This is a genomic window from Pseudomonas sp. m6p (assembly GCF_055760375.1).
In genome coordinates this window covers 322,258-338,782 of sequence record NZ_CM147084.1, presented here as the reverse complement: position 1 = coordinate 338,782, position 16,525 = coordinate 322,258, and the positions used below count along the sequence as shown (strand labels likewise).

At 60.2% G+C, this 16,525-nt stretch carries 13 protein-coding genes; 1 reads left to right on the top strand and 12 read right to left on the bottom strand.

The genetic code is table 11. The annotated features are described in order from the left end of the window. Nucleotides 1-74: 74 nt before the first annotated feature. The 4 genes from ACYZUM_RS01525 to purL all read right to left on the bottom strand — a co-directional run bounded on the left by ACYZUM_RS01525 (nt 75) and on the right by purL (nt 6,203). Nucleotides 75-371 (bottom strand): hypothetical protein, encoded by a 297-nt coding sequence (locus ACYZUM_RS01525; protein ID WP_108181773.1) that lies wholly within the window; start codon nt 369-371, stop codon nt 75-77. A gap of 244 nt (nt 372-615) precedes the next feature. Next, entirely contained in the window at nt 616-978 is a 363-nt protein-coding gene (locus ACYZUM_RS01520) for a DUF6124 family protein (RefSeq protein WP_108181772.1), read from the bottom strand. A 1,011-nt stretch (nt 979-1,989) separates the two neighbouring features. After that, the gene (locus ACYZUM_RS01515) at nt 1,990-2,301 is read right to left on the bottom strand and encodes a YqfO family protein (protein WP_108181771.1); all 312 of its coding nucleotides are present in this window, start codon (nt 2,299-2,301) and stop codon (nt 1,990-1,992) included. A 5-nt stretch (nt 2,302-2,306) separates the two neighbouring features. Beyond that, nucleotides 2,307-6,203 (bottom strand): phosphoribosylformylglycinamidine synthase, encoded by a 3,897-nt coding sequence (purL, locus tag ACYZUM_RS01510; protein WP_108181770.1) that lies wholly within the window; start codon nt 6,201-6,203, stop codon nt 2,307-2,309. 285 nt (nt 6,204-6,488) lie between these two features. Here purL and mltF point away from each other — a divergent pair, with 285 nt between their 5' ends. Next, a complete protein-coding gene (gene mltF, locus ACYZUM_RS01505; RefSeq protein WP_080963251.1) occupies nt 6,489-7,949 on the top strand; it encodes a membrane-bound lytic murein transglycosylase MltF in 1,461 nt (486 codons plus the stop codon). A gap of 85 nt (nt 7,950-8,034) precedes the next feature. Here mltF and pdxJ read toward each other — a convergent pair whose 3' ends face one another. The 8 genes from pdxJ to lptF all read right to left on the bottom strand — a co-directional run bounded on the left by pdxJ (nt 8,035) and on the right by lptF (nt 16,455). After that, a complete protein-coding gene (pdxJ, locus tag ACYZUM_RS01500; protein WP_108181769.1) occupies nt 8,035-8,781 on the bottom strand; it encodes a pyridoxine 5'-phosphate synthase in 747 nt (248 codons plus the stop codon). 39 nt (nt 8,782-8,820) lie between these two features. Continuing rightward, nucleotides 8,821-9,510 carry a DNA repair protein RecO gene (gene recO / locus ACYZUM_RS01495; RefSeq protein ID WP_108181768.1) on the bottom strand — a complete coding sequence of 230 codons (690 nt, stop codon included), beginning with the start codon at nt 9,508-9,510 and terminating at the stop codon, nt 8,821-8,823. A gap of 168 nt (nt 9,511-9,678) precedes the next feature. Then, entirely contained in the window at nt 9,679-10,581 is a 903-nt protein-coding gene (gene era / locus ACYZUM_RS01490) for a GTPase Era (RefSeq protein ID WP_041064729.1), read from the bottom strand. After that, nucleotides 10,574-11,263, bottom strand: a complete 690-nt coding sequence (gene rnc, locus ACYZUM_RS01485) for a ribonuclease III (protein ID WP_024011703.1) — start codon at nt 11,261-11,263, stop codon at nt 10,574-10,576. Before rnc ends, era begins: the two co-directional genes overlap by 8 nt. Before the next feature lie 183 nt (nt 11,264-11,446). Further along, nucleotides 11,447-12,301, bottom strand: a complete 855-nt coding sequence (gene lepB / locus ACYZUM_RS01480) for a signal peptidase I (RefSeq protein WP_041064734.1) — start codon at nt 12,299-12,301, stop codon at nt 11,447-11,449. Nucleotides 12,302-12,310: 9 nt separating this feature from the next. Then, nucleotides 12,311-14,107: a translation elongation factor 4 gene (gene lepA / locus ACYZUM_RS01475; protein WP_041064736.1), complete on the bottom strand. Its 1,797-nt coding sequence runs from the start codon at nt 14,105-14,107 to the stop codon at nt 12,311-12,313. Between the two features lie 172 nt (nt 14,108-14,279). Beyond that, nucleotides 14,280-15,341, bottom strand: a complete 1,062-nt coding sequence (lptG, locus tag ACYZUM_RS01470) for an LPS export ABC transporter permease LptG (RefSeq protein WP_108181767.1) — start codon at nt 15,339-15,341, stop codon at nt 14,280-14,282. Further along, the gene (lptF, locus tag ACYZUM_RS01465) at nt 15,334-16,455 is read right to left on the bottom strand and encodes an LPS export ABC transporter permease LptF (RefSeq protein WP_108181766.1); all 1,122 of its coding nucleotides are present in this window, start codon (nt 16,453-16,455) and stop codon (nt 15,334-15,336) included. The genes lptG and lptF overlap by 8 nt, the downstream gene beginning before the upstream one ends. Between the last annotated feature and the right edge of the window lie 70 nt (nt 16,456-16,525).

Below are 16,525 nucleotides of genomic sequence, written 5' to 3'. Positions count from 1 at the left end.
GCGAAACTCAACAGCCTCACTGATAAACGGAAAGCCGCTGGGCTGTGGAGCTCAGCGGCTTTTTTATCGGGTGTTTACTCGACTGTGACGATGAACGTACGTGGTGCAGAGACACCAGCCTGTCCTCTGGCCGTGATCGAATGCATGCTCACTGACAAATCCCTCAAGTGAAAGTGCCAACGGCCTGCAGCGTCGGCGACTACTTGCCCCATCACAGTAGCACCGTCGAGAATCTGGAGTTTATCGCCATCAGACGCCAAGCCACTCGACTGCACAACAGTGGACGAGGTGATACCGCCGTTTGGAATCTCCTCACCTTGGCTGTTTTTCATGGAGGTAATCACCGGCACAGTGTTTTTTTCAGTAGACATAGCAAAATCCTTCTTACCTGTTGTGAATGGAAGTGTCATCAGACAGAAGTTTGCCGAAGCGAACCACTGTCAGAAATTACAGGTAAGCGGCGGTTTCCGATGATTGGTCATCATCAAGGCAAACCTGGGTATTGAATCCAAAAGTCGGTTGCCGACGGCTCGCTCCCACGCGAGCTCTCAACTCCCCAGAAAGGAGATGAGGTCCGCGACGGGACGAGCCGGTTTGCGATGATCATCCGATGAATCAGGTTTGCGGATCGACCCGGTCCAGCGCGCGGTTTACCGCCAGTTCGGCGAGCATGACGATTTGCTGGATCGCCAGTGCGGTGCTGCGTTGCAGGCCGCTGAGTTCGTTGGCGAAGTTGCTGGCCATGGCACTGGCGCAGGCCAACGATTCGTAGGCGTGGGCTAGCAGGGTTTCGGTGTCGATGCTGGGGTTGACCAGGAACATTGTGCTGGGCTGATGCGCCTGAGCGGGTTGCTGGGTGAAGTAGAAATCGACAGCGCGCTTGATGGCTTCACGGTCTTTCGTCAGGTCTTCGACGCGGATGGCGTCGACGGGTGGCGCTGTGGTTTTGTGGGGTGGGTCGGGGATCAGTTTGTCCATCGAACAAGTCCTTTTAAGTGTCATAGCCACTTGCTCCCGATCTCACTCGGAGAAGAGGTGGCAGCCATGTACGGAGTGAGATTACCGGTAAGGACCCCAAATCCGGCCGGACCGAAGTCCGCCCGTACATAGCCGCCATAAGGAATTGCTGACAGCGAAAGCTGGCCGCAATTATGGGGGCACTTGTCTGGGGATCCAAATCGGGTATCTCACCTCCCGGTCGCTGAATTGGCAGCGACAGACGAAGCCTAGAGACCGGACGTCCGAGGGACAACCTGAAAATCTTGTGGGAAGGTTCTGGTAATTCCACACACTCTTAAACACAAAACATCCCGTGTAGGAGCTGCCGAAGGCTGCGATCTTTTGATCTGCGCTTTGATTGTAAAAAACCAAAGTCAAAAGATCGCAGCCTTCGGCAGCTCCTACAGAGGGGAGATGCACCAGATAGAAAATGGTCGACTGTCAGGCCGCCATCGCTGACAAGCCAGCTCCCATATTTTTAACTTGTGAACACCGCCATGCGGCGAAGCCGCCCCACTCCAGGATGAGCGCAAGCTCGGCTGTCGTTCTTGATCTTGATCCACGGGCGACGTCGGAAGGCTGAGTGGAGGGATTGATCCGGGGGTGAGAGCGCAGCGACCGTTTGGCGAAGCCAAACACAGCGAGAGGAGGTGCAGCGAAGCAAACCGTAGGCGCTGCGCCCGGAACGAGCCCGCAGCGAAGGGACCCCGAGCCCCAGCGAGCGGGCCGAACGCAGGAGCAAGCGTTTTTTTGCTTACTTTTTTTAGGCGTTTGTAAAAAAAGTGAGTCGCCGTAAGGGCGAAACCCTAAGCAGCCGTTACCGCAGCAACGGATATGTACCCGATCAGTCAGAACATCATCGCCTGATCCGACGCCTTCGCGAGCAGGCTCGCTCCCACATTGGAACCCCATTGCCCGGAAAATCGCAGGCAACAAAAAACCCGCAGACAATCAGTCATCTGCGGGTTTCTCATTCCAGCGAAAGGAAGATCAGAAATCCTCCAGCCGCCACACCTCATAAGCCGGCGTCTCATAAGGGTGGCTCAACTTGAGAGCAGCCACCACCTCACGAATCAGCTCATCACAAACCACAAGCTCAACCTTCCATTCCTCGACCCGCTCAACCCGCCCCGCCTCGCCAATGAACGGCTGACTGCCGTCCAACGGTCGAAACTGACCAGACCCAAGCACCTGCCAAGCACAGTGGTCATAGTCCCCGATCCGCCCACCACCGGCAGCGAATACAGCGTCCTTGACCACCTCGACATGACTGTCGGGAACAAAAAACGCGAGCTTGTACACAGGCCTCAGTTCACCCAGACGCGCGCGTTACGGAACATGCGCATCCAAGGAGCATCCTCGGTCCAGTCTTCCGAACGCCACGAGTTCTGCACCGCGCGGAACACACGCTCCGGGTGCGGCATCATGATCGTCACACGACCGTCGCGGCTGGTGAGACCGGTGATCCCGCGCGGCGAACCGTTCGGGTTGGCCGGGTAGGCTTCGGTGACCTTGCCGTGGTTGTCGACGAAACGCATCGCCACGCAACCGGACAGATCGGCTTCCAGCAGGGCTTCTTCGCTGGAGAACTCGGCATGGCCTTCACCGTGCGCGATGGCGATCGGCATGCGCGAACCGGCCATGCCCTGCAGGAAGATCGAGTTCGATTCCTGGATCTGCACCATCGCCACGCGCGCTTCGAACTGCTCGGAGCGGTTGCGCACGAAGTGTGGCCAGAATTCGCTGCCCGGGATCAGCTCGTGCAGGTTGGACATCATCTGGCAACCGTTGCACACGCCGAGGGTGAAGCTGTCGTTACGTTCGAAGAAGCCCTGGAATGCATCGCGGGCACGGCTGTTGAACAGTGCCGACTTGGCCCAGCCTTCACCAGCGCCGAGAACGTCGCCGTAGGAGAAACCACCGCAGGCCACCAGACCTTTGAACTCGTTCAGGTCGACACGGCCAGCGAGAATATCGCTCATGTGCACGTCGATCGCGTTGAAACCGGCGCGGTCGAACGCGGCGGCCATTTCCACCTGACCGTTGACGCCCTGCTCACGCAGCACGGCAACCTGTGGGCGAATGCCTTTCTTGATGTAAGGCGCGGCGATGTCCTGGTTGACGTCGTAGCTCAGCTTGACGCTCAGGCCCGGGTTGTCTTCTTCCAGCAGCGCGTCGAATTCTTGCTCGGCGCAGTCGGCGTTGTCACGCAGACGCTGGATCTGGTAGCTGGTCTCGGCCCACTGACGTTGCAGCAGACGACGCTGGCCTTCAAACACGGTGTCACCGTTGAAGGTGATGTTGATCTGGCCATTGTTGATCGGCTGACCGATCACGGAAACGCAGTCACCCAGACCGGCAGCGCTGAATTGGGCGAGGATGTCCGGGGTGGCGTCCTGACGAACCTGGATAACGGCACCCAGCTCTTCGTTGAACAGGATTGCGGCGATTTCTGCCGAGTTTTCGGCAACGCTGTCCAGGTTCAGGCTCAGACCGCAGTGGCCGGCGAACGCCATTTCCATCACGGAGGTCAACAGACCACCGTCGGAACGGTCGTGATAAGCCAGCAGGTGACCGTCGGCGTTGAGGCCCTGGATCACCGCGAAGAAGGCTTTCAGGTCTTCGGCGTCGTCGACGTCCGGCGCCTGCTTGCCGAGCTTGCCGTGAACCTGAGCGAGGATCGAGGCACCCATGCGGTTCTGACCGCGACCGAGGTCGATCAGGATCAGGTCGGTGGTGCCCTTGTCCATGCGCAGTTCCGGGGTCAGGGTCTGACGGATGTCAGCCACTGGGGCGAAACCGGTCACGATCAGCGACATCGGCGAGGTCACGGTTTTTTCTTCACCGTTGTCGTTCCAGCGGGTGGCCATGGACATCGAGTCCTTGCCGACCGGAATGGTGATGCCCAGCTCTGGGCACAGTTCCATGCCGACCGCTTTCACGGTGTCGTACAGACGCGCGTCTTCGCCCGGGTGGCCGGCAGCGGACATCCAGTTCGCCGACAGCTTGATGTCGGAAATCTTGTTGATGCGCGAAGCGGCAATGTTGGTCAGGGTTTCGCCAATGGCCATGCGGCCCGACGCCGGAGCGTCCAGCAGCGCCAGCGGAGTACGCTCGCCCATGGCCATCGCTTCACCGGTATAGACGTCGAAACTGGTGGCGGTGACGGCGACGTCGGCCACCGGAACCTGCCATGGGCCAACCATCTGGTCACGGGCCACGAGGCCGGTGATGGTGCGGTCGCCGATGGTGATCAGGAAGCTTTTGCTCGCCACGGCCGGATGGTGCAGGACGCGCTCGATGGAATCGGCGATGTCGAGGTTCGACGGATCGAAATCATCGCCCAGCTCGGCTTCGCGCACCACCGAACGGTGCATGCGCGGCGCCTTGCCCAGCAACACTTCCAGCGGCATGTCCACCGGGTTGTTGCCGAAGTGGCTGTCGGTCACGGTCAGTTGCGGCTCGGCAGTGGCTTCACCAACAACGGCAAACGGGCAACGCTCGCGTTCGCAGATCGCCTTGAAGCGCTCGAAGTCAGCCGGGCCGACTGCCAGAACGTAACGTTCCTGGGATTCGTTGGACCAGATTTCGTGCGGGGCCATGCCCGGCTCGTCGTTTGGAATGTTGCGCAGTTCGAAACGGCCACCGCGGTCGCCGTCGTTGACCAGTTCCGGGAAGGCGTTGGACAGACCGCCCGCACCCACGTCGTGGATGAAGCTGATCGGGTTCTTGTCGCCCAGCTGCCAGCAACGGTCGATGACTTCCTGGCAGCGACGTTCCATTTCAGGGTTTTCACGCTGTACGGAAGCGAAGTCGAGATCCGCCGAGCTGGTGCCGGTGGCCATCGAGGACGCGGCGCCGCCGCCCAGACCGATGAGCATCGCCGGCCCGCCGAGGACGATCAGCTTGGAGCCGACGACGATCTCGCCTTTCTTGACGTGCTCTTCACGGATGTTGCCCATGCCGCCAGCCAACATGATCGGCTTGTGGTAACCGCGAACTTCGTCACCGTGCGGGGTGCTGATCGACTGTTCGAAGGTACGGAAGTAGCCGGTCAGGGCCGGACGACCGAATTCGTTGTTGAACGCGGCGCCGCCCAGCGGGCCTTCGATCATGATGTCCAGCGCGGTAACGATGCGCTCAGGCTTGCCGTACGGCACTTCCCACGGCTGTTCGAAGCCCGGGATCTGCAGGTTGGACACGGTGAAACCGGTCAGGCCGGCCTTTGGCTTCGCGCCACGGCCGGTGGCACCTTCGTCGCGGATCTCGCCACCGGAACCGGTGGAGGCGCCCGGGAACGGGGCGATCGCGGTCGGGTGGTTGTGGGTCTCGACCTTCATCAGGATGTGCACCGGCTCCTGCACCGCGCCGTACTGGCGGGTTTCCGGATCCGGGAAGAAGCGGCCGGCCACGTTACCGACGATCACCGAGGCGTTGTCCTTATAAGCGGACAGCACGCCTTCGTTGTGCATCTGGTAGGTGTTCTTGATCATGCCGAACAGGCTTTTTTCCTGGCTCTCGCCGTCAATATCCCAACTGGCGTTGAAGATCTTGTGGCGGCAGTGCTCGGAGTTGGCCTGGGCGAACATCATCAGTTCGATGTCGTGCGGGTTGCGCTTGAGACCGTTGAAGGCGTTGACCAGATAGTCGATTTCGTCTTCGGCCAGGGCCAGGCCCAGTTCAGTGTTGGCTTTTTCCAGCGCGGCGCGGCCGCCACCGAGGATGTCGATCGCGGTCAGCGGTTTCGGCTCGGCGTGGCTGAACAGACCCGCGGCCTGTTCCAGATTGCCCAGGACGATCTGGGTCATGCGGTCATGCAGCACGTCGGCAATCTGCTGGGCTTCGGTGTCGCTGAACTGGCCGGCCACGTAGAACGCGATGCCGCGCTCCAGACGCTGGATCTTGCTCAGGCCGCAGTTGCGGGCGATGTCGCTGGCCTTGCTCGACCATGGCGAGATAGTGCCGAAACGCGGCAACACCAGGAACAGACGGCCGGTCGGCTCTTGTACCGGAACGCTTGGGCCGTACTTCAGAAGGCGCGCAAGCACCTGCTGTTCGTCGCCGGTCAGGACGCCGGTGACTTCGGCGAAGTGAGCGAATTCAGCATACAGGCCATTGACAGCTGGAACCTTCTGGCTCAGTTGCTCAAGGAGTTTGCTGTGGCGAAAGGCAGAAAGGGCAGGAGCGCCGCGCAGGATCAACATCTTCGGGACAGCCTCGGGAAGGGGTGTGCTTTGAGGCCGTGCATTCTAGCCTAAACCGCCCTCAACATCACCCGAAACGCTACGCACGGTTGCACTCGGATACCAATCTGTGTTTCTGCCTTTGAAGTCAAATTTCGAGAGTGCGCGGCCAACGCTTATTTTTTCTGTCACAAAATGCCGCTAATCCCCATTCCTGCGGGGTTTCGTGCGGTTTTGTGATCTCTAGCAGACAAGCCCCTCACTGTCGAGATATGGCGCCCGCAGCCGTTTGCGTATACTGCGCACATGTTTTTCCCAACGGCTTTGCGTCCGCGGTACGCCAAATGGCTGATCGCAACCGGACTCTTCCTGATGCTCGGTGGTTGTGTTGATAAACCCAACACACTCGAGCGCGTAAAGGAGGATGGTGTGCTGCGGGTGATTACCCGTAACAGCCCCGCCACCTACTTTCAGGATCGCAGCGGTGAAACCGGCTTCGAATACGAGCTGGTGAAGCGCTTCGCCGACGATTTGGGGGTTGAACTGAAGATCGAGACCGCCGACAACCTCGATGACCTGTTCAATCAGATCGGCAAGCCGAACGGCCCGGTACTGGCGGCGGCCGGCCTGGTCAGCAGCGAGGAGCGCAAGAAGCAGGTGCGGTTCTCCCACTCCTACCTCGAAGTCACCCCGCAGATCATCTATCGCAACGGCCAGTCGCGGCCGACGGATCCCGGCGATCTGGTCGGCAAGAAGATCATGGTGCTCAAGGGCAGCACCCACGCCGAACAGCTGGCGGAGCTGAAAAAGAAATTTCCGGGCATCGAATACGAAGAATCCGACGCCGTGGAAGTGGTCGACCTGTTGCGCATGGTCGATGAAGGCCAGATCGACCTGACGCTGGTTGATTCCAACGAAGTGGCAATGAACCAGGTGTACTTCACCAATATCCGCGTGGCCTTCGACCTCGGCGATGCGCGCAGCCAGAGCTGGGCGGTGGCCGCCGGTGAAGACAACAGCCTGCTCAACGAGATCAACGCCTACCTCGACAAGGTGCAGAAAAACGGCACCCTGCAGCGCCTGAAAGACCGTTACTACGGCCACGTCGATGTCCTTGGCTACATGGGCGCCACCACCTTCGCCCAGCACCTGCAGCAGCGCCTGCCCAAATACGAACAGCACTTCAAGGCCTACGCCAAGAAAGAGAAAATCGACTGGCGCCTGCTCGCGGCCATCGGTTATCAGGAATCGCTGTGGCAACCGGCGGTCACTTCGAAAACCGGCGTGCGCGGCTTGATGATGCTGACCCAGAACACCGCTCAGGCGATGGGCGTGTCGAACCGGCTCGATCCCAAGCAAAGCATCATGGGCGGCGCCAAGTACCTGGCCTACATGAAGGATCAGCTCGACGAATCGATTCAGGAACCGGACCGAACCTGGTTTGCCTTGGCGGCGTACAACGTCGGCAGCGGCCATCTGGATGACGCGCGCAAACTGGCGTCCCGCGAAGGCCTGAACCCGGACAAGTGGCTGGACGTGAAGAAGATGCTGCCGCGCCTGTCGCAGAAACAGTGGTACAGCAAGACCCGCTACGGCTATGCCCGGGGCGGCGAGCCGGTGCATTTCGTGGCGAACATCCGTCGCTACTACGACATTCTGACCTGGGTGACTCAGCCGCAGCTCGAGGGCGATCAGGTGGCCGAGGGTAATCTGCATGTGCCGGGGATCGACAAGTCAAAACCAGCGCAAGAACCTGCCCCGCTCTAAAAGCAAAAGATCGCAGCCTTCGGCAGCTCCTACAGGGTTTTGCGTACATCTGTAGGAGCTGCCGAAGGCTGCGATCTTTTGATCTTCAGCCTTTGAGCGCAGCCGCCAGAATCAGCGCCTTCATCTCGGACACTGCCGACTTGAAGCCCACGAACAACGCATGCGCCACCAGCGCATGGCCGATGTTCAATTCGTTAATGCCCTTGATCGCCGCCACGGCTTCGACGTTGTGATAATGCAGGCCATGCCCGGCATTGACGATCAGGCCCTGCGCCAGACCAAATGCCACGCCGTCCGCCACACGCTTCAATTCCTCAGCAACTTCGGTCGGGGTCTCGGCATCAGCGTAACGCCCGGTGTGCAGCTCGATCGTCGGTGCTCCTACGCGCTTGGACGCCGCAATCTGGCGCTCGTCGGCATCGATGAACAGCGACACTTCGCTGCCGATCTTCGACAGGCGCGCGACCGCCGCTTTGATCCGCTCTTCCTGCCCCGCTACATCCAGACCGCCTTCAGTGGTCAGTTCCTGACGGGTCTCCGGGACCAGGCAGATGTGCGCCGGTCGGATGCGCTCGGCGAACGCCATCATTTCTTCGGTGACACCCATTTCGAAGTTCATGCGGGTCTGCAGCACATCCTTGAGCAGCAACACGTCGCGCTCCTGAATGTGCCGGCGGTCTTCGCGCAGGTGCACGGTGATGCCGTCGGCGCCCGCCTCTTCCGCGTCCAGCGCAGCCTTGACCGGATCCGGGTAGCGCGTGCCACGGGCCTGACGCAGGGTGGCGACGTGGTCGATGTTCACGCCAAGAAGAATGCGATTGCTGGTGGTCACGGATGCGCTCCTGAAGGGAAAGATTCGGCGCACAGCATATCAGGGCTTGCGAAATAGCTCGCGGCTGACGAGGGGCCGACCGCCCAAGTGAACGGCCAGTGCCTGACGCATCAGACGTTTGGCCGCCGACAGTGCACCGGGCGCGGTCCAGTCGGCTTCGGCCATGGCCAGCAGTTCGGTGCCGTTGAACAGACCCGGCTGCAACAGGAAGACGCGTTCCAGCCCGGCATCCACTTGCAGGCGATAGAGGCCGTCCGCGGCCACTGGCTCGCCGTGGATGTCAGTGCTCATCGAGAAGCCGTAACCGAGATCGTCCAGCAGGCGCCATTCGAAGGAGCGCAACAACGGCTCCAGCGGGCGGCCTTCGGCCAGCGCCAGCAGGGTTGCAGCGTAGTGATCGAACACCGCCGGGTGCGGATCTTCGGCGGGCAGCAGGCGGATCAGCAGCTCATTGAGATAGAGGCCGCTGAACAGCGCATCACCGACCATCCAGGTCGCGTTGCCGGCGCTTTCCATGCGCCCGACATTCTTCAGCTCACCCTTGCCACGAAACTCGACTTCCAGCGGCACGAACGGTCGCGCCAATGTCCCGGCCTTGCCCCGCGCACTGCGCAACACCGCCCGCAGCCGACCTTGCGGCGTGAGGAAATCGACCAGCGCGCTGGATTCGCGGTAGGCGCGCGAATGCAGGACGTAGGCGAGTTGGGCAGGAGGTGGGGTTTGCGACATGGAGTTCTCGATGAAGAAACGCAGTTTTTACACACCACCCAAAAACCAAATGTGGGAGCGAGCCTGCTCGCGAAAGCGGAGTGACAGTCAACATCAATGCTGAATGTTACATCCCTTCGCGAGCAGGCTCGCTCCCACAGTGGGTATCGGTGTTCTCTGGAACGGTAATTACAGGTCGCCGTAACCCAGCGAACGCAGAGCACGCTCGTCGTCGGACCAGCCGCCCTTCACCTTGACCCACAGGTTGAGCATGATCTTGGCGTCGAACAGCAGCTCCATGTCCTTGCGCGCCTCGGTGCCGATGCGCTTGATGCGCTCGCCCTTGTCGCCAATGATGATTTTCTTCTGGCCGTCACGCTCGACGAGGATCAGCGCGTGGATGTGCAGGGTCTTGCCCTGCTGCTTGAACTCTTCGATCTCGACGGTGATCTGGTACGGCAGCTCGGCGCCCATCTGGCGCATGATTTTCTCGCGCACCAGTTCGGCAGCAAGGAAACGGCTGCTGCGGTCGGTGATCTGGTCTTCCGGGAAGAAATGATCGTTCTCCGGCAAGTGATCGGCGATGACCTTTTCCAGCGCGTCGAGGTTGTGCCCTTGCTGCGCGGAAATCGGGATGATCTGTGCGTTTGGCAGCTGTTCCTGCAACCACGACAGGTGCGGCATCAGCTCGGCCTTGTCTTCGATGCGGTCGGTCTTGTTCAGCGCGACGATCAGCGGGCCGGTCACGTACTGCACGCGCTCCAGCACCATCTGGTCTTCTTCGGTCCACTTGGTGCGATCGACCACGAAGATCACCACGTCGACGTCTTTCAACGCTGCCGAAGCAGTTTTGTTCATGTAGCGGTTCAGAGCCTTTTCGCCACCTTTGTGCATGCCGGGGGTGTCGACGTAGATCGCCTGCACGTCACCTTCGGTCTTGATCCCGAGCATGTTGTGACGGGTGGTCTGCGGCTTGCGCGAGGTGATCGCGAGCTTCTGGCCGAGGATGTGGTTGAGCAACGTCGACTTGCCGACGTTGGGGCGGCCGACGATGGCAACGTAGCCACAGCGAGTTGCGTTTGTATCAGTCATTGCCATTCTCCACGCCCAGGGCAATCAGTGCTGCGGCGGCCGCTACCTGTTCGGCAATACGACGGCTCACACCCTGACCTCGGCTTTTTTCATTCAATAAGACCACTTCGCACTCGACGAAGAAGGTACGGCAGTGCGGCTCACCCTGGATGTCCACCACTTCATAGCGTGGCAGTTCACAACCGCGCGATTGCAGGTGTTCCTGCAGACGGGTCTTGGGATCCTTGTTGGTGTCGACCAGTGTCAGGCCTTCGAACTCACCGGCCAGCCAGGCCAGCACGCGCTCGCGAGCGACGTCCATGCCGGCATCCAGGTAGATCGCACCGATCAGCGCTTCGAGGGCGTCGGCCAGAATCGATTCGCGACGGAAACCACCGCTTTTCAGTTCGCCCGAACCCAGACGCAGGTAGTCGCCCAGATCGAAACCACGGGCCAGCACGGCCAGTGTCTCACCCTTCACCAGGCGTGCGCGCAAACGCGACAACTGGCCTTCGCGAGCCAGCGGGAAGCGATCGAACAGCGCCTCGCCGGCGACGAAGTTGAGGATGGCATCACCAAGGAATTCCAGGCGTTCGTTGTTACGCCCGGCAAAGCTGCGGTGCGTGAGGGCCAGCAGCATCAGCTCCTGATCCTTGAAGGTGTAACCGAGCTGGCGCTCGAGACGGCTTAGAGAAACGCTCACGGTTTACCCACGCTGAGTTCGTGGCTGGATTCCACTGCCATCGCCGGGGTACGGCGCAGGCCTGGGACAATTAACGCTGTGTTCAAAAATGACGTCCTGAATATCGTGGCTTCATGCCCTGGTGCCGATTTGTGTCGATGCCAGAAATGCATTCGGCGCTGTGGTCAACAGCGCCGTGATTGATTACTTGATCAGGCCAACCCGCGAGAAATTCGGCAGGTGGCTGAGTTTCGGTTCCGGCCAGCTCATCCAGACAGCGAAGGCTTTGCCGACGATATTCTGGTCGGGAACCATGCCCAGCAGATCCTTGGGAATGTTCGGATCATCCCAATAGCGACTGTCGTTGGAGTTGTCGCGGTTGTCGCCCATCATGAAGTAGTGCCCGGCTGGCACGGTCCAGGTATGGTCAGGCGTCGCGCGGTAGCGGCTCATTTCCTTGCGGATCAGGTGCTCGGCGGCGCCGAGTTTTTCCTTGTAGAGTTCCGCGCTGCCCAGCGTGCCCGGCTCGGAGCCGACCAGTTGCTCGGCAATCGACTCGCCATTGACGAACAGACGCTTGTCGGCGGTGTAACGCACCGTGTCGCCCGGCACGCCGACTACACGTTTGATGTAGTTGACGTTCGGGTCGCTCGGGTAGCGGAACACCATCACATCGCCACGCTGTGGATCACCGACTTCGATGATTTTCTTGTCGATCACCGGCAGACGGATCCCGTAAGAAAACTTGTTCACCAGAATGAAGTCGCCGACATCCAGCGTCGGTTTCATCGAGCCGGACGGAATCTGGAACGGTTCTACCAGGAACGAACGCAGCACCAGCACGATGAACAGCACCGGAAAGAACGACTTGCCGTATTCGACCAGCAACGGCTCTTTGTTCAGCTTCTCGACCACCACGGGCTCGGGCTGGCTGACACTGCCTTGATAAGAGGCAATCGCAGCACGCCGGCGCGGCGCCAGGAACAGCAGATCGAGCAACGCCAACAGGCCGCAGACGAACACGGCGATGACCAGCAACAGCGGGAAATTTAGTGACATAGGACCTGACTATTCCAACCTGAGCACGGCGAGGAAGGCTTCTTGTGGAATTTCCACGTTGCCGACCTGCTTCATGCGTTTCTTACCGGCCTTTTGCTTTTCAAGCAGCTTTTTCTTACGGCTTACGTCACCGCCGTAGCATTTGGCCAATACGTTCTTTCTGAGTGCCTTGACGGTTGTCCGGGCAACGATCTGACCGCCAATGGCCGCCTGGATCGCCACGTCGAACATCTGACGAGGAATCAGTTCTTTCATCTTCTCGGTCAACTGGCGACCTTTGAAGTGCGAATTGTCACGGTGCACGATCAACGCCAGGGCGTCGACCTTGTCACCGTTGATCAGCACGTCCAGTTTCACCAGATTAGCCGATTGGTAACGATCGAAATGGTAATCCAGCGAAGCATAGCCGCGGCTGGTGGATTTGAGACGGTCGAAGAAGTCCAGGACCACTTCGTTCATCGGCAGGTCGTAGGTCACTTGTACCTGATTGCCGAGGAACAGCATGTCGACCTGTACGCCGCGTTTCTCGATGCACAGGGTGATGACGTTGCCCAGGTGTTCCTGCGGAACCAGGATATTGGCTCGCACGATCGGCTCGCGCATGTCTTCAATGGCCGACACATCCGGAAGCTTGGACGGGTTGTCGACGTAAATCGTTTCACCGGTTTTCAGCACCAGCTCGAAAATTACCGTTGGCGCGGTGGTGATCAGGTCCAGGTCGTATTCGCGCTCGAGGCGCTCCTGGATGATCTCCATGTGCAGCATGCCGAGGAACCCGCAACGGAAGCCGAAGCCCAGGGCATCGGAGCTTTCCGGGGTGTACTGCAGCGAGGAGTCGTTCAGGGTCAGTTTCTGCAGCGCTTCGCGGAAGTCCTCGAAGTCGTCGGAACTGACCGGGAACAGACCGGCGTAAACCTGTGGCTGGATGCGTTTGAAGCCGGGCAACACTTCAACGTCCGGGGTCGAGCTCAGGGTCAGGGTGTCACCGACCGGTGCACCGTGAATGTCCTTGATGCTGGCGATGATGAAGCCCACTTCGCCGGCCTTGAGGTCAGCAGTGGCAGTGTGTTTCGGGTTGAACACACCGACGCTGTCCACCAGGTGGATCTTGCCGGTGGATTTCACCAGGATCTTGTCGCCCTTCTTCACGCGGCCATGACGCACGCGCACCAGGGAAACAACGCCCAGGTAGTTGTCGAACCAGGAGTCGATGATCAACGCTTGCAGCGGATCTTCGATGTTGCCGGTCGGCGCAGGAATGGTCGCGACCAGACGCTCGAGCACTTCGTCGACACCCAGGCCGGTCTTGGCACTGCAGGTGACGGCGTCGGTGGCGTCGATGCCGATGATCTTCTCGATCTCGTCCTTGACGCGGTCCGGCTCGGCCTGTGGCAGGTCGATCTTGTTCAACACCGGCATGACCTCGAGGCCCTGCTCGATGGCGGTGTAGCAGTTGGCCACGGACTGGGCTTCAACACCCTGACCGGCATCGACCACCAGCAATGCGCCTTCACACGCGGCCAGGGAACGGCTGACTTCGTAGGTGAAGTCGACGTGACCCGGGGTGTCAATGAAGTTCAGCTGGTAGGTGACGCCGTCTTTGGCTTTGTAATAGAGGGTAACGCTGTGGGCCTTGATGGTGATCCCGCGTTCGCGCTCCAGATCCATGGAATCCAGTACCTGGGCTTCCATTTCACGCTCGGCCAGGCCACCGCACATCTGGATGAAACGGTCAGCCAGCGTCGACTTGCCATGGTCAATGTGGGCGATGATGGAGAAATTGCGGATATGACTCAAATCACTCACGGATCAACACTCAAAAAGGCTGCAGGCTTGGCCCGCCGAAAAATAGCCGGGAATTGTACCTGATACACGGCGCAAGCGTCACGTTCGCCTGTCACCCGGCTTGCATACGAAAACGCCCCGGTCTGTCGACCGAGGCGTTTTCGCGGTTAAAGCATTGGCAACAACGCGGTCATCAACCGGCGCGTCGCAGCAACCAGACACCCGCCAGCGCACAGACCGAGGCCGGCACCAGCACCGCGAACAGCGGCGAGAAACCGAACACCAGGCTCGACGGGCCGAGCAGATCCTGGACGATGCGGAAGGTGAAGCCCACCAGCACGCCGGTGAACACTCGCTGACCGAGGGTTACCGAGCGCAATGGGCCGAAGATGAAGGAGATCGCCATCAGCACCAGCGCCGCGGTGACCAGCGGCTGCAACACCTTGACCCAAAATGCCAGCCAGTAACGACCGTTGCTCAGGCCTTGATCCGCCAGATAGTGGATATAGCCCCACAAACCGGAAATCGACAGCGACTCAGGCGCCATCACCACCGTGTTGAGCAATTGCGGGCTCAGCGACACGTCCCACTCCTCGCTCGGCGCATTCACCACCTCGGTGCTGCGCTCGTGGAACACCGTGGTGGTCACGTCAGTGAGCAGCCAGCGCTTGCCGTCGAACTCCGCACGCTTGGCGAAGCTGGAACTGAGCAGGTGGCGCTCTTTGTCGAAGTGATAGCGGGTCACGCCATACAGCAGGCCGTCGGGTTGCACGGCGTTGATATGGATGAACTCCTCGCCCTGACGGTGCCACATACCGTGTTTGGCGCTCTGCGCATCGCCGCTGCCTTGCGCCAGCGAGCGATTGGCCTGGGCCATGCTTTCGGTGGCCGGGGCAACGTATTCGCCAATCAGCACGCCAGCCAGCATCAGCACCAGCATTGGCTTCATGACCGCCCAGACAATGCGCCCGATGGACACACCCGCGGCACGCATGACCGTCAGCTCGCTGCTGCTGGCCAGACTGCCGAGGCCGATCAGACAGCCGATCAGCGCGGCCATCGGCAGCATTTCATACAGGCGACGCGGCGCGGTGAGCATGACGAAGCTCAGCACGTCGGCCAGGGTGTAGGTATCGCTGACGTCGCTCATCTCATCGATGAAGGCAAACAGGGTCGCCAGACCCAGAATGATCGCCAGCACGGCGATGATCGCCACGAATACACTACTGCCGATGTAGCGGTCGAGTTTAACCACGGGCCACCTCCAGCGCAGCGCTGCGACGGCTGGCCAGCTTCAGGCGCAACGGCTCCCAGTACAGCAGGCCGAGACCGATGACCAGGAAGATCCCGTGCACCCACCACAAGCCGAGCACCGCTGGAATCTTGCCTTTTTCGAGGGCGCCGCGGGCGGCAATCAGGATGGTCAGGTAAGCCATATAAAGAAGAATCGCCGGCAGCAGCTTCAGGAAACGGCCCTGACGCGGATTGACCCGCGACAGCGGCACCGCCATCAGGGTCACGATGAATACCAGCAACGGCAGTGAAATCCGCCATTGCAATTCAGCCTTGGAACGCTCGTCATCGGCGCTCAGCAGGGTCGAAGTCGGGATCGCATCACGGTCGGTGACTTCGTCGCTGGCATCAGGTTTGGGCAGCAATACGCCGTAGGTGTCGTATTTGATCGCGCGGTAATCGGCCTGACCCGGGCTGCCGTCGTAGCGGTAACCGTTGTGGAGGATCAGATAGCGGTTGCCGTCCGGGTGAATCTCCTGACGGCCCTTCTCGGCCACCAGCACGGAAATCCCCCGATCTTTCTGATCGGAGCCGAGGTTCTTCTGCGAGATGAACACGCCACCAAGGTTGACGCGATCGTCGGTCAGGCTTTCGGTGTAGGTCACCCGAGTACCGTCACGCAATGCCTGGAAACGGCCGGGTTCGAGGGTATCGAACTCGGTCAGGGCATCCTGCTTGTTCAGCAGCAGCTGAAACTGATTGGCGCCCTGCGGGGCCAGGCTCAGACTCAGCCACGCGACGGCCAGCGCCACCAGGGTTGCCGGGAACAGGGTCATGCGCAGCAGACGCTGCTGACTCATACCGGTGGCCGAGAGCACGGTCATTTCGCTTTCGAGATACAGCCGACCGTAAGCCAGCAGAATCCCGAGAAACAGGCCCAACGGCAGGATCAGCTGCATGAAACCCGGCAGGCGGTAACCCATGATCAGGAACAGCGATCCCGGATCGAGTTGGCCCGCAGCGGCCTGGGCAAGGTATTTGATGAAGCGACCGCTCATGATGATGACCAGCAGCACGGCGCTGACGGCGCTCAGGGTCAACATCACTTCACGGGACAGATAACGGAAGACGATCAAACCAGACACTCCAGAGTTGTCAGGCTAAGGCGGCCAAACAAGCAAACGTTTCGAGCGACCCGCAAGGCAG

Coding starts and splice junctions, on each gene's coding strand:
- era (WP_041064729.1), bottom strand. CDS start 10,581: ATGACTGATACAAACGCAACTCGCTGTGGCTACGTTGCCATCGTCGGC.
- ACYZUM_RS01525 (WP_108181773.1), bottom strand. CDS start 371: ATGTCTACTGAAAAAAACACTGTGCCGGTGATTACCTCCATGAAAAAC.
- ACYZUM_RS01520 (WP_108181772.1), bottom strand. CDS start 978: ATGGACAAACTGATCCCCGACCCACCCCACAAAACCACAGCGCCACCC.
- lepB (WP_041064734.1), bottom strand. CDS start 12,301: ATGTCACTAAATTTCCCGCTGTTGCTGGTCATCGCCGTGTTCGTCTGC.
- recO (WP_108181768.1), bottom strand. CDS start 9,510: ATGTCGCAAACCCCACCTCCTGCCCAACTCGCCTACGTCCTGCATTCG.
- mltF (WP_080963251.1), top strand. CDS start 6,489: ATGTTTTTCCCAACGGCTTTGCGTCCGCGGTACGCCAAATGGCTGATC.
- purL (WP_108181770.1), bottom strand. CDS start 6,203: ATGTTGATCCTGCGCGGCGCTCCTGCCCTTTCTGCCTTTCGCCACAGC.